Annotated in this window: 9 protein-coding genes; all 9 read left to right on the top strand. The window is 53.4% G+C overall.

Features of this window, described 5'->3' with window-relative positions; translation table 11 throughout:
• Positions 1-71 precede the first annotated feature (71 nt).
• The 9 genes from rplK (at position 72) to rpsG (ending at position 14,083) form a co-directional block, all read left to right on the top strand.
• Complete coding sequence (gene rplK, locus EBAPG3_RS06010) at positions 72-503, top strand: 50S ribosomal protein L11 (RefSeq protein ID WP_004175977.1); 432 nt, start codon at positions 72-74, stop codon at positions 501-503.
• A 1-nt stretch (position 504) separates the two neighbouring features.
• Complete coding sequence (gene rplA, locus EBAPG3_RS06015; RefSeq protein WP_004175975.1) at positions 505-1,197, top strand: 50S ribosomal protein L1; 693 nt, start codon at positions 505-507, stop codon at positions 1,195-1,197.
• A 387-nt stretch (positions 1,198-1,584) separates the two neighbouring features.
• A complete protein-coding gene (gene rplJ / locus EBAPG3_RS06025; protein ID WP_004175971.1) occupies positions 1,585-2,127 on the top strand; it encodes a 50S ribosomal protein L10 in 543 nt (180 codons plus the stop codon).
• 43 nt (positions 2,128-2,170) lie between these two features.
• The gene (rplL, locus tag EBAPG3_RS06030; protein WP_004175966.1) at positions 2,171-2,551 is read left to right on the top strand and encodes a 50S ribosomal protein L7/L12; all 381 of its coding nucleotides are present in this window, start codon (positions 2,171-2,173) and stop codon (positions 2,549-2,551) included.
• Between the two features lie 184 nt (positions 2,552-2,735).
• Positions 2,736-6,809 carry a DNA-directed RNA polymerase subunit beta gene (gene rpoB, locus EBAPG3_RS06035; RefSeq protein WP_004175964.1) on the top strand — a complete coding sequence of 1,358 codons (4,074 nt, stop codon included), beginning with the start codon at positions 2,736-2,738 and terminating at the stop codon, positions 6,807-6,809.
• A gap of 110 nt (positions 6,810-6,919) precedes the next feature.
• Positions 6,920-11,149, top strand: a complete 4,230-nt coding sequence (gene rpoC, locus EBAPG3_RS06040) for a DNA-directed RNA polymerase subunit beta' (RefSeq protein ID WP_004175962.1) — start codon at positions 6,920-6,922, stop codon at positions 11,147-11,149.
• Positions 11,150-11,385: 236 nt separating this feature from the next.
• A complete protein-coding gene (locus EBAPG3_RS06045) occupies positions 11,386-12,798 on the top strand; it encodes an aspartate aminotransferase family protein (RefSeq protein ID WP_004175958.1) in 1,413 nt (470 codons plus the stop codon).
• A gap of 377 nt (positions 12,799-13,175) precedes the next feature.
• Positions 13,176-13,553, top strand: coding sequence for a 30S ribosomal protein S12 (rpsL, locus tag EBAPG3_RS06055; RefSeq protein WP_040851667.1), 378 nt, complete (start codon positions 13,176-13,178; stop codon positions 13,551-13,553).
• 59 nt (positions 13,554-13,612) lie between these two features.
• The gene (rpsG, locus tag EBAPG3_RS06060) at positions 13,613-14,083 is read left to right on the top strand and encodes a 30S ribosomal protein S7 (RefSeq protein ID WP_004175950.1); all 471 of its coding nucleotides are present in this window, start codon (positions 13,613-13,615) and stop codon (positions 14,081-14,083) included.
• Positions 14,084-14,147: the final 64 nt, after the last annotated feature.

The following is a 14,147-nucleotide window of genomic DNA, read 5'->3' on the forward strand; positions in this document are numbered from 1 at the left end:
GTATCGCCTGTGTCGTTTATTAACTGGGGAGAGCGCGGCAGCGTTCGTTCGCACCCGAGAGGAGAATTATCGTGGCAAAAAAAATAATCGGCTACATCAAGCTTCAAGTGCCGGCGGGGAAGGCCAATCCTAGTCCGCCCATAGGTCCTGCGCTGGGTCAAAGGGGACTCAACATCATGGAGTTCTGCAAGGCGTTCAACGCCGCTACCCAGAAAATGGAAGTTGGCTTGCCGGTGCCGGTGGTAATTACCGCCTATGCCGACAAGAGCTTCACATTCACCATGAAGACCACACCCGCGACGGTGCTGATCAAAAAGGCGATTGGACTCAGCAAGGGTAGTCCCAAACCCCATACCGACAAAATAGGCAAATTGACGCGGCAGCAAGCGGAAGAGATTGCTCAGGTAAAAATGCCCGATTTGACCGCGGCCGACATGGATGCCGCGGTTCGTACCATCGCTGGCAGCGCTCGCAGTATGGGCGTGGACGTGGAGGGCATATAGCATGGCGCATATATCCAAACGCTTCAAGGCCATCATCGCCAAAACGGACCGCAGCAAGTCTTATCCGCTACCGGATGCGCTCAGAATCATCAAGGAAACGGCCACCGCAAAATTTGATGAATCGATTGATGTGGCGGTCAATCTTGGCATTGATGCAAAGAAATCCGATCAGTCAGTGCGTGGCTCGGTAGTGTTGCCCGCAGGGACCGGTAAAACTGTGCGTGTAGCGGTATTTGCCCAGGGAGACAAGGCTAAGGAGGCGCTCGCCGCGGGTGCCGACATTGTTGGGTTTGAAGACCTGGCGGAACAGATCAAAGCAGGCAATATCAATTTTGACGTGGCCATCGCCAGCCCCGATGCCATGCGTATCGTAGGGCAACTAGGCCAGATACTGGGCCCGCGTGGCTTGATGCCCAACCCCAAGGTGGGGACGGTGACACCGGATATCGTGGGTGCGGTAAAAAATGCCCGGGCAGGCCAGGTGCAATATCGTGCTGACAAAGCAGGGATTGTTCAATGCACCATAGGTCGTGCATCGTTTAGCGTGGATTCTTTGCAAGAGAACATGCTGGCGCTGGTGGACGCGCTCAACAAGTCCAAGCCGGCCACCTCCAAAGGTATTTATCTGAGAAAAATATCGGTTTCCAGCACGATGGGGATAGGGATCCGGGTGGATCAGACCAGTATGCGCTAGGTGTGAGAAGCATCCATATGAATTTGTAAGACTTTGGGCCGTCAGAGAGGGCTGTTTTCCCGACCTGACGGGTTGTCAAAGACCGCCGGGGTTAACTCAGTGAAGAGCGGACGGTGAAAAGTGGTAATGCTATTTACCGAGTCAGGCATCGCTTGAGAACTTAATCGCAAAACGGAATGGGAAAAGGCTGAAGGTGTTGATGGTTGCTCATCTTGAGCTTCCGGCCTGCTGCCATTTCGAGCACCCAGCGCAGATGGTGTACCCAAAAACAGGAATGATTTATCTCCTGATTTAAGGTCGCCGGTTCGCGATATTGAGGCAGGTTGCAAGTTTTTTCATGACTTGATACCAAACTCAACATTGCATATTAAAGATGGAGAATGTGCCTTGAGTCTAAATTTAGAAGAGAAAAAAGCGGTTGTCGCCGAAGTCAGCACTCAGGTAGCAAAAGCCCAGGCCATTATCATTGCGGAATACCGCGGGCTTGGAGTCGGGCATATGACCCAATTGCGTGCGAAGGCACGGCAATCGGGAATATATTTCCGGGTGCTCAAGAATTCGCTTGCGCGGCGTGCGGTTACGGATACCCCATTTACCGGACTTTCCGAATATATGGTGGGACCATTAGCCTATGGCATCGCAAGCGATCCGGTAGCGGCGGCAAAGGTATTGCACGAATTTTCCAAAGGTAATGACAAATTCGTGATCAAAGGTGGCGCCATGGCAAATCTCGTGATGTCCAGTAAAGAGATTGCCGATCTAGCCTCTCTTCCCAGCCGCGAAGCACTACTTTCGAAGCTGCTGGGCACGATGCAGGCCCCCGTTGCCAATTTTGTGCGGACCCTCAATGAGGTGCCGACCAGTTTTGTGCGCGGCCTTGCAGTCGTACGTGATCAGAAGCAGGCCGCCGAGCCGGTTTCAAGCCATTGAAACCGCAACACAACCAGAAGCTTAAATTTATCAGGAGAAAATCATGGCTATAGCCAAAGCAGAAATTTTAGAATCGATCGCGAATATGACTGTGCTGGAACTTTCCCAGTTAATCAAGGAAATGGAAGAGAAATTCGGTGTTTCCGCTGCCGCGGTAGCTGTCGCGTCGACTGCGCCTGCAGCAGGTGCCGCCGCTGCCGCCGTGGAAGAGCAAACGGAATTTTCCGTGATTCTGACCACAGTGGGTGAAAGCAAGGTCAATGTGATCAAGGTGGTGCGCGCGATTACCGGTTTGGGCTTGAAAGAAGCAAAAGATTTGGTCGACGGCGCACCGAAGGCGGTGAAGGAAGGTATTCCCAAAGCGGATGCTGAAGCCATTCAAAAACAACTTACCGAAGCCGGTGCGACCAGCGAGATTAAATAGAGTCATGCAGCAATGAAGCCAGCTGACGGCGTGTAAAATCGCCGTCAGGATCTGGCATTCTACTTTTGAATCTAGTGTTTGAATGTCTGTTTTTTTGTGTCGCAGAATGCTTAGCCCCATAGCTTAAAACAAATACTCTGCTCCCATTTTCTGTCCATCCGTCTTTTGACCTCCCGGAGATTCCATGAGCTATTCGTTTACCGAGAAAAAACGCATCCGTAAAAGTTTCGCCAAGCGCGCCAGCGTCTTGCCGATTCCGTTTCTTCTCGCTACTCAGATCGAATCGTATGCGGCTTTCCTGCAAGCCCAGGTTGAGCCTGATCAACGCGCCACGCAGGGATTGCAGGCGGCGTTTATCTCGATTTTTCCGATCGAGAGCCACTCCAGGAACGCCCGTCTTGATTTCGTCAATTATGTGCTGGGTACTCCTCCGTTCGATGTCAAGGAATGTCAGCAGCGTGGTCTTACGTATGCTTCTCCGTTGCGCGCCAAAGTGCGATTGACGATCATGGATAAGGAGGCTTCCAAGCCAACAGTAAGAGAAGTGAAGGAACAGGAAGTTTACATGGGCGAGATTCCGCTCATGACGGGCACGGGTTCGTTCGTTATTAATGGAACCGAGCGGGTCATTGTATCCCAATTGCATCGCTCCCCAGGGGTATTCTTCGAGCATGACCGGGGTAAAACGCACTCATCCGGCAAATTGCTTTTTTCCGCCCGCATTATTCCCTATCGCGGCTCCTGGCTCGATTTTGAATTCGATCCCAAGGATTATCTCTATTTTCGCGTTGACCGCCGCCGGAAAATGCCGATTACCGCATTGCTGAAGGCCATAGGCTATACACCGGAGCAAATTCTTGAGAGCTTCTTCTCCTTTGATGCTTTCCATCTGTCCAAGAAAGGCATTCTCTTTGAGCTGATACCGGAACGTTTGCGCGGCGACATTGCGCGCTTTGATATTGCCACCAAAAGCGGCAAAGTTATCGTTCAGAAAGACAAGCGTATAACCGTGAAACATGTGCGTGAAATGCAGCAGGCGGGCATTGACAGGCTTGCGGTGCCGGAAGATTTTCTGCTGGGCCGGGTACTGGGTCATAACGTCGTGGATAAGGAAACGGGTGAAGTCGTGGCGCTCTCGAACGACGAGATTACGGAGATTGTGCTTGCCAAACTGCGCGAAGCCAATATAGAAGAGATTCAAACCATCTATACCAACGATCTTGATCAAGGGGCATACATCTCTCAAACCATGAGAATAGATGAAACCGCTGACCAGATGGCCGCGCAAGTGGCCATCTACCGCATGATGCGCCCCGGCGAACCGCCGACCGAAGAAGCAGTCAAGGCGTTGTTCAACGGATTGTTCTATGCACCGGAACGTTATGATCTATCTGTAGTCGGACGGATGAAATTCAATCGCCGTGTGGGCAGGACTGAACTGGATGGGTCCACCACATTGTCGAATGACGATATCATCGCGGTCATCAAGATTCTGGTTGAATTGCGCAATGGCCGCGGTGAGATTGACGATATCGATCATCTCGGTAATCGTCGTGTCCGCTCAGTTGGCGAACTTGCGGAGAACCAGTTCCGTTCAGGACTGGTGCGGGTCGAACGAGCGGTGAAAGAACGTCTCAGTCAGGCTGAATCGGATAATCTGATGCCCCATGATTTGATTAACGCAAAACCGGTGTCGGCCGCGGTGCGCGAGTTCTTTGGTTCCAGTCAGTTGTCGCAGTTCATGGATCAGACCAATCCCCTTTCCGAGATTACCCACAAGCGCCGCGTTTCCGCGCTGGGACCGGGCGGGCTGACGCGCGAACGCGCAGGGTTTGAGGTGCGCGACGTGCACCCTACCCATTATGGTCGCGTGTGCCCGATTGAAACGCCGGAAGGTCCCAATATTGGTTTGATTAATTCACTGGCGCTTTACGCCCGCACCAATGAATATGGGTTCATGGAAACACCCTACCGCAAGGTGAAGAACGGAAGCGTTACCGATGAAATTGACTATCTGTCGGCGATTGAGGAAGGTCAGTATGTGATTGCGCAAGCGAATGCGGAGCTGGATCGCCGCGGTAAATTCACCAACGACATTGTTTCCTGCCGTCACAAGAATGAATTTACTTTGGCGACACCGGATCGTATCGAGTACATGGACGTGGCGCCTGCCCAGATCGTATCGGTAGCTGCTTCATTGATTCCATTTCTGGAGCATGATGATGCCAATCGTGCATTAATGGGATCCAACATGCAACGGCAGGCAGTACCCTGCCTGCGTGCGGAGAAATCTCTGGTTGGCACTGGCATCGAGCGTGTCGTGGCGGTGGATTCAGGAACCGCGGTGCAGGCAGTGCGCGGCGGCGTGGTGGATTACGTGGATGCGAGCCGTATTGTGGTGCGGGTGCATGATACCGAAACACGCGTCGGCGAAGTGGGCGTGGATATCTATAATCTGATTAAATACACCCGCTCCAATCAGAACACCAACATCAATCAGCGTCCACTGGTCAAAGTGGGTGACGTGATTGCACGAGGCGACGTCGTGGCTGACGGTGCTTCCACTGACAAGGGCGAGCTGGCATTGGGGCAAAATATGCTGGTTGCATTTATGCCCTGGAATGGCTACAACTTCGAGGATTCGATTCTCATTTCGGAACACGTCGTCGCCGAGGATCGCTTCACATCCATCCATATTGAGGAACTCTCGGTGGTAAGCCGGGACACCAAACTGGGGACGGAAGAAATCACCGGGGATATTTCCAACCTGTCGGAGGTGCAACTCGGACGCCTGGATGCCTCGGGCATTGTTCACATCGGTGCCGAAGTGGAGGCTGGCGATGTGCTGGTGGGCAAAGTCACCCCCAAGGGCGAGACACAATTGACGCCTGAAGAGAAACTGTTGCGCGCGATTTTTGGCGAGAAGGCTTCCGATGTAAAGGATACATCGCTGCGTGTGCCATCAGGTATCTCCGGGACGGTGATCGACGTGCAGGTATTCACCCGGGAAGGAATAGAACGCGATAAGCGTGCCCAGCAGATCATCGACGATGAGCTGAAACGCTACAAGAAGGATCTGGCTGACCAAATGCGGATCGTGGAAGGCGATGCATTCGAGCGTATTGAGCGCCTGCTCAAGGGCAAATCAGCAACCGGGGGACCAAAAAAACTCGTCAAGGGAGCGCAGATTACCAAGGAATATCTGGATAGCATCGATCCGCACCATTGGTTCGATATCCGGCTTGCCGACGAAGAAACAAGCTTGCAGCTGGAACAAATCGAGGAGGGCCTCGCGCAAAAACGCAAGGCATTTGACATTGCTTTTGAAGAAAAGAAAAAGAAACTTACCCAAGGCGATGAATTGCCGCCAGGCGTCCAGAAAATGGTCAAGGTGTACGTAGCAGTGAAACGGCGTTTGCAGCCTGGGGATAAGATGGCGGGACGCCATGGCAATAAAGGCGTGATTTCCAAGATCGTGCCAGTCGAGGATATGCCCTATATGGCAGATGGTACTCCGGTCGACGTGGTATTGAACCCTTTGGGGGTACCTTCGCGCATGAACGTGGGGCAGATTCTGGAAACCCATCTCGGGTGGGCGGCAAAAGGACTTGGCAGGAAAATCGGCGACATGCTCCAGGCGGACAGCAAGATTGCCGAGCTCCGCAAGCTGCTTGACCAGATTTACAACACAAGTGGCAAACAAGAGGATATTGCTTCGCTCACCGATGCGGAAATCATGGACCTTGCGGAAAATCTCAAGGACGGCGTGCCTTTCGCCACCCCCGTCTTCGACGGGGCTACCGAGCATGAAATCAAGGATATGCTCGAGCTTGCCGGTCTTCCACGATCCGGACAGGTGACATTGTACGATGGCCGAACGGGCGAGGCTTTCGACCGCCCCGTCACGGTGGGCTATATGCATGTGCTGAAGCTGCACCACCTGGTGGACGATAAAATGCATGCACGCTCTACTGGTCCCTACAGCCTGGTCACCCAGCAGCCGCTCGGTGGCAAGGCGCAATTCGGCGGACAGCGCTTTGGTGAAATGGAGGTATGGGCGTTGGAAGCCTATGGTGCTTCCTATACATTGCAGGAGATGCTGACGGTCAAGTCGGACGATGTGAACGGGCGTACCAAGGTGTACGAGAGCATTGTCAAAGGCGACCACAAGATTGATGCCGGTATGCCAGAATCATTCAATGTGCTGGTGAAGGAAATCCGGTCGCTGGCAATGGATATCGATCTGGATCGGCATTAGTAATTTATGGTAGCGGTTCGAATGGAGAAATAACTGTAAAATGTCCCCTTCGTTTCCGCGTCTCTCACCGGATGATTTTTGTATCGACCCCTGATCAACAGGAGTGACAAATGAAAGCACTGCTCGATTTATTCAAACAAGTTACTCAGAAAGAAGAGTTCGATTCGATCAAAATCGGCTTGGCTTCCCCCGAGAAAATACGTTCCTGGTCCTATGGTGAGGTGAAGAAACCGGAAACCATCAATTACCGTACATTCAAACCGGAACGGGACGGATTATTCTGCGCGAAAATATTTGGCCCGGTAAAGGATTACGAATGTCTATGCGGGAAATATAAGCGCCTTAAACATCGTGGCGTGATCTGCGAGAAATGCGGTGTCGAGGTTACGCTCTCAAAGGTGCGGCGTGAACGCATGGGGCATATCGAACTGGCCTCTCCGGTGGCGCATATCTGGTTTCTGAAATCGCTGCCGTCACGTCTCGGCATGGTGCTGGATATGACCTTGCGCGATATCGAGCGAGTGCTTTATTTTGAAGCGTACGTGGTGACCGATCCCGGCATGACGCCTCTGGCGCGATGTCAGTTGCTGACGGATGATGATTATCGTGCCAAGACGGAAGAGTACGGAGATGATTTTCGTGCCAGCATGGGTGCGGAAGGCATTCGCGATTTGCTCGGCAACCTCAATATCCATGTTGAAATCGATAATCTCCGGCGCGAGATGGGAGAAACCGGCTCCGAAACCAAGATGAAAAAAATCTCCAAGCGCTTGAAGGTATTGGAGGCGTTCAATAAATCCGGGATCAAGCCGGAGTGGATGGTTCTGGCTGTGCTGCCTGTATTGCCGCCCGAGTTACGTCCGCTGGTGCCGCTGGATGGTGGGCGTTTTGCTACTTCTGATCTGAATGATTTATATCGCCGCGTCATCAATCGTAACAATCGGCTTAAGCGCCTGCTCGAGTTGAAGGCGCCGGAAATCATTGTGCGCAATGAGAAGCGCATGTTGCAGGAAGCGGTGGACTCATTGCTGGATAACGGGCGTCGTGGCAAAGCCATGACGGGGGCCAACAAGCGGCCGTTGAAATCGCTTGCCGACATGATCAAGGGAAAAGGTGGACGTTTTCGCCAGAATCTGCTCGGCAAGAGGGTGGATTATTCCGGCCGGTCGGTCATCGTGGTGGGTCCGCAGCTTAAACTGCATCAGTGCGGCTTGCCAAAGAAAATGGCGTTGGAACTGTTCAAGCCTTTCATCTTCAACAAACTCGAGATAATGGGTATCGCCAGCACCATCAAGGCGGCCAAGCGTGAGGTTGAGAACGAAAGCCCTGTAGTATGGGACATCCTGGAGGATGTCATTCGCGAGCATCCAGTGATGCTAAATCGCGCTCCGACACTACATCGGCTGGGCATTCAGGCATTCGAGCCAGTGCTGATAGAAGGCAAGGCGATCCAATTGCATCCATTAGTATGCGCAGCGTTCAATGCCGACTTCGACGGTGACCAGATGGCCGTTCACGTGCCGTTGTCGCTGGAGGCGCAGATGGAATGCCGCACTCTCATGATGTCCACCAATAATATTTTGTCACCGGCGAATGGAGAACCCATTATCGTGCCGTCACAGGATATCGTGCTGGGTTTGTACTACACTACCCGGGAGAAAGTTAATGCCCGCGGCGAGGGGATGTCGTTTGCCAATATCAGCGAAGTATCCCGCGCTTACGAGAGCCGTGTCATTGAACTGAATGCCAGGATATTGGTACGGATCAAGGAATACGAGGTGGAAACCGACGGTGAGCGCCGTGAAAAAACCACACGTTATGAAACCACCGTGGGGCGCGCGCTGTTGTCCGAGATTCTTCCCGCCGGCCTGCCTTTTCCTCTTATCAACAAAGCACTCAAGAAAAAAGAGATCTCCAAGCTCATCAATGCCAGCTTCCGTCGCTGCGGACTGCGCGAGACAGTGATATTTGCTGACAAATTGATGTATTCCGGCTTTACCTACGCGACTCGTGCCGGCATCTCTATTTGCCTGGACGATATGCTGACACCGGTGCAAAAGAATGACATCATCAGCGCATCCGAGAAGGAGGTGCAGGAGATCGAGATGCAATACACTTCCGGTCTGGTGACTCAGGGCGAGCGCTACAACAAGGTCGTGGATATATGGGGTCGTGCCGGTGACCAGGTGGCCAAGGCCATGATGGATCAGCTCGGTGTCGAGCCGGTGCATGACTCACTAACCGGTGAAGTCAAAAAAGATAAAAAGGGCAAGCCGCTGACGCAGGAATCCTTCAATTCGATTTACATGATGGCCGACTCGGGTGCGCGCGGCTCAGCGGCTCAGATTCGTCAGCTGGCAGGTATGCGCGGATTAATGGCCAAGCCCGATGGATCAATTATCGAGACTCCCATTACAGCAAATTTCCGCGAGGGATTAAATGTTCTGCAGTACTTTATCTCCACGCATGGTGCACGCAAAGGCCTGGCCGATACTGCGCTGAAAACCGCCAACTCCGGGTATCTGACACGCCGTCTGGTGGACGTCACCCAGGATCTCGTAGTTACCCAGGATGATTGCAACACGAATAACGGCGTTGTCATGAAGGCGCTGGTGGAGGGTGGTGAAGTCATCGAAGCGCTGCGGGAGCGCATTCTGGGACGAGTCGTGGCTAGCGATGTCGTCAATCCGGAGCATCAGGCGGTGATTTACCCGGCAGGCGTACTGCTGGACGAGAAGGCGGTCGATACCATCGAGTCGCTGGGTATAGATGAAGTGAAGGTACGTACACCGCTTACCTGTGAAACCCGCTATGGTCTGTGTGCGAAATGCTATGGACGCGATCTTGGACGTGGTACGCCGGTCAACGTCGGCGAGGCTGTGGGCGTCATTGCGGCACAGTCAATCGGCGAGCCGGGCACCCAGCTGACCATGCGTACGTTCCACATAGGTGGCGCCGCCTCCAGAACCGCGGTTGCAAGCCAAGTGGAGAGCAAGTCCAACGGTATTGTGCGCTATTCACCCACCATGCGTTACGTTACCAACTCTCGCAATGAGTTGATTGCGATTTCCCGTAGCGGCGAAGTAGTGATATATGATGATAACGGCCGCGAACGTGAACGGCACAAAGCGCCCTATGGGGCAACACTGCTCATCCGTGACGGAGAAGTGGTCAAGGCGGGGCAAGTGTTGGCGGCATGGGACCCGCATACTCGCCCCATCATCACGGAATACGCCGGCAAGGTTCGCTTCGAAAACGTTGAAGAAGGCGTAACCGTGGCTAAGCAGATAGACGAAGTAACCGGTTTGTCCACACTGGTGGTGATCGATCCGAAGCGGCGCGGGGTTGCACAAACCAAGGGCTTGCGTCCCCTGGTGAAACTCCTCGATGAGGATAACAAGGAAGTGAGGCTTGCAGGCGGTACTTTATCTGTCAACATCACTTTTCAGGTGGGTTCAATTATTACGGTACGAGACGGGCAGCAAGTCAGTGTAGGCGAAGTGCTTGCCCGTATCCCGCAGGAAAGTTCCAAAACCCGTGACATTACGGGAGGTTTGCCCCGTGTGGCGGAATTGTTTGAAGCCCGTTCCCCCAAGGATGCCGGCGTGCTCGCGGAAGTTACCGGTATCGTGTCGTTTGGCAAAGATACCAAAGGCAAACAACGCCTTGTAATTACCGACCTCGATGGGGTTTCCCACGAGTACCTGATTCCCAAGGATAAACATGTTACGGCCCATGACGGCCAGGTGGTGAATAAGGGGGAGAGTATCGTTGACGGCCCCGCCGACCCCCATGATATTCTGCGCCTCCTGGGGGTGGAAGCGCTGGCACGCTATATTACCGACGAGGTTCAGGATGTGTATCGCCTGCAAGGTGTCAAGATCAATGATAAGCACATCGAGGTGATCGTGCGTCAGATGCTGCGTCGGGTGCAGATTGTTGATTCAGGTGACACGCGCTTTATTCCGGGTGAGCAGGTGGAACGGGCGGATCTGTTGGCGGAGAACGAAGAGGTGATAGCGGAAGACAAAAAACCGGCTATATATGAATTCATGCTGCTGGGTATCACCAAAGCATCGCTTTCCACTGATTCGTTTATCTCCGCCGCTTCCTTCCAGGAGACTACGCGTGTGCTGACCGAGGCGGCAATTATGGGCAAGAAGGATGATCTGCGCGGTCTCAAGGAAAACGTCATTGTCGGCCGGCTCATCCCCGCAGGTACCGGCTTGGCCTTTCACAATACCCGCAAGAAGCAAAGGCAGATGTTGAATGCCGGTGAAAGCCTTGGTTTTAGTGAAGAAGACACGGGGGAAAGGCGAAACAGCGGATATACTGTCTGAAATACCGGTCAGTATTGTACTAGTCGCTGCGATACAAAATGTGTTTTTATAATCGAAGCGAAGTGTTTCGCAAATTTGATGTTGCTCTATCTTGTTTCATAAACGCGCGGATGAATGTGTGGAAGTCCGATGCCATATTGGAGGATGAGTAATAATGTTGCGGCGGTTAAAAGATAATTCACAATCCATGAGCCGAATCTCAATAACTGCCGGAACAGGCATCGAGGGGCTGAATCATGCCGATTGATATCAACGCAATAGTCAACGAGACCCGGGGCAAGAACTTCGAGCTTTACGAAGAGCATGTGAATCCGGTGTTCGTCAAGGTATTACGTACACTCGGATTCAATCGCACATGGGTGCGCGGTGAAGGCGCCTACCTCTGGGACGAAGCGGGTACACGTTATCTGGATTTCCTGACCAATTGGGGTGTGTTCAATTTCGGCCGCCGTCATCCGGTCATTCGTGGCGCATTACAGCAAGTGCTGGACACCGATTTTCCCGGATGGGTCGGCTTCGATGCTCCGCCGCTCGCCGCCGCATTGGCTCGCGAACTCGTAAAACGCATGCCACCCGGTCTGGATACCGTTTATTTCAGTAACTCAGGGACCGAAGCCATCGAGGCGGCGATCAAGTTTGCGCGTGCATACACGGGACGGCCCAGCACAGCTCATCTTGCGAAGGCATTCCACGGCCTCACCATGGGGGCCTTGTCCCTGAACGGGGAGCCAAGTTTTCGCAGGGGTTTCGAACCGATGCTTCCCGGCAGCTCGGAAGTCAAGCTTGGCGACCTCGCCGGGCTCGAAGCGCGTCTTGCTCTGGGCGATGTCGCTGGCTTCGTGCTTGAGCCGATCCAGGGTAAAGGCGTCAATATTGCCAGTAGTGAATATCTTCTCGGCGCACAGGAATTATGCCGCAAATACGGCACGCTGATGATCTGCGACGAAATTCAATCAGGCATGGGCCGTAGCGGACGTTTTCTGGCCAGCCAGTGGGTTGAAGGTCTGCAACCCGATATCGTCTGTCTCTCGAAGGCACTTTCCGGTGGTTATATCCCGGTGGGGGCGACAATTACCCGGCGTGCGGTATACGATAGTGTCTACGATACCATGCACCGCGCTATCGTTCATGCTTCCACCTTCGGTATGGGTAACATGGCAATGGCTGCAGGACTGGCGTCGCTGGCCGTCCTGGATGACGAGAACCTTGCCGAGCGTGCCAACATGCTCGGCGATCGTTTTCGTCGCGGTATCGAGGCATTGGTGCCCCGCTTCGAGTTTCTGAAGGGAGTGCGTCAGCGTGGCCTGATGATCGCCATTGAGTTTGGGCCGCCAGAATCCATGTCGCTGAAGGCAGCCTGGACCATGGTTAACAAGATGGACGAAAATCTTTTTGCCCAGGCGATTGTTCTCCCGCTTCTGGACGACCATCATATTCTTACCCAGGTAGCAGGTCACGCCATGCCCATCATCAAAATACTGCCGCCCTTGAATATCAGCGAGAGCGACGTGGATTGGTTTCTGGAGGCGCTTGAGGACGTCCTGGTCAAGTTGCACAAATTTCCAGGGCCTGCATGGGAAGTGTTGAAGAAGCTGGGCAGCCATGCGCTCACCGCGAAGCGGCGCGAGGGTCGCGCCGCCGCCACTTGAGGTTTGATTCGGTTTCCTTATGGATGCATCAAAGATTGCATCCGAAAACCAGATCCTGTACCGTTGCCGTTAGTGTCCTTTGTCTGGCTGGCTACTGAGTAGGAAATAATCGCATCGTATCGAGTGTACGGTGGGGGTCGTGGTGCTCCAGCTCATTTCCTCGCAGGGCTTGAGGCAGAAAAGATCATCCGGGGCGCAGGGATTTCTTTTATCTTCCTCACCCAAGACAGTGGCTTGACATCACAGCATAAACCCCATAGAATTCGCAGTCTTTTTAGCCGCCCCCCGGACAAAAAATACCTGGAACGGCAGAAAATCACGATTCATACGGGCAGCGGGGACGGTAATATCACCGGCCCGGTTTTTTAGGGAATAAAATGCCGACAATCAGTCAGTTAGTACGTAAGCCCCGAGCGGCGAGACGCGTAAAAAGCAAAGTCCCAGCCTTGGGAAATAGTCCTCAGAAGAGGGGAGTCTGTACGCGGGTTTATACCACTACGCCAAAAAAACCGAACTCGGCTTTACGAAAAGTGGCGCGGGTTCGCCTGACCAATGGTTTTGAGGTCTCCAGCTATATTGGTGGAGAGGGGCATAATCTGCAAGAGCACTCGGTAGTACTGATTCGAGGCGGCCGTGTCAAAGATTTGCCGGGCGTTCGCTACCATACAGTACGCGGTAGCCTGGATACGGCGGGCGTAAAAGATCGCAAACAGGCCCGTTCCAAATACGGCGCCAAAAGGCCGAAAGCAGCTTGAGAGCAGAGCGGCTTAAATTCAAGCCACTTGAGCTAACCAATTAAATACCGAGGTAGAAAATGCCAAGACGCAGAGAAGTACCCAAACGCGAGATTTTGCCTGATCCCAAGTACCACAATACGGAAGTGGCGAAATTCGTCAATGTACTTATGACGCGTGGCAAGAAATCCGTAGCGGAGAGAATCATTTACGGCGCCATGGATCAAATCCAGAAAAAAACCGGCAAAGACCCTGTAGAAGTATTTACGCAGGCACTATCCAATGTCCGCCCGATGGTGGAAGTAAAAAGTCGCCGGGTCGGTGGTGCGAACTACCAGGTTCCGGTGGAGGTGCGCTCGGTTCGGCGTAATGCCCTGGCAATGCGCTGGCTGCGCGATGCGGCTCGTAAACGGGCCGAGAAATCCATGGGCGCCCGTCTTGCCGGTGAATTGGCGGAAGCGGCTGAGGGACGCGGCGGCGCGGTCAAGAAACGTGAGGAAATTCATCGTATGGCGGAAGCCAACAAGGCGTTTGCACATTACCGGTTCTAGGGAATGTACTGATCAGTACCCGGCAGAGGCAGGTACAGTTCGCCCCGGATCCCTGAAGTCCTCG

The organism is Nitrosospira lacus (assembly GCF_000355765.4).
Lineage (GTDB): Bacteria > Pseudomonadota > Gammaproteobacteria > Burkholderiales > Nitrosomonadaceae > Nitrosospira > Nitrosospira lacus.

Excerpts from the sequence above, each read along its gene's own strand:
- rplL (WP_004175966.1), top strand. The coding sequence starts at position 2,171 with ATGGCTATAGCCAAAGCAGAAATTTTAGAATCGATCGCGAATATGACT.
- EBAPG3_RS06045 (WP_004175958.1), top strand. The coding sequence starts at position 11,386 with ATGCCGATTGATATCAACGCAATAGTCAACGAGACCCGGGGCAAGAAC.
- rpsL (WP_040851667.1), top strand. The coding sequence starts at position 13,176 with ATGCCGACAATCAGTCAGTTAGTACGTAAGCCCCGAGCGGCGAGACGC.
- rpoC (WP_004175962.1), top strand. The coding sequence starts at position 6,920 with ATGAAAGCACTGCTCGATTTATTCAAACAAGTTACTCAGAAAGAAGAG.
- rpoB (WP_004175964.1), top strand. The coding sequence starts at position 2,736 with ATGAGCTATTCGTTTACCGAGAAAAAACGCATCCGTAAAAGTTTCGCC.
- rplA (WP_004175975.1), top strand. The coding sequence starts at position 505 with ATGGCGCATATATCCAAACGCTTCAAGGCCATCATCGCCAAAACGGAC.
- rpsG (WP_004175950.1), top strand. The coding sequence starts at position 13,613 with ATGCCAAGACGCAGAGAAGTACCCAAACGCGAGATTTTGCCTGATCCC.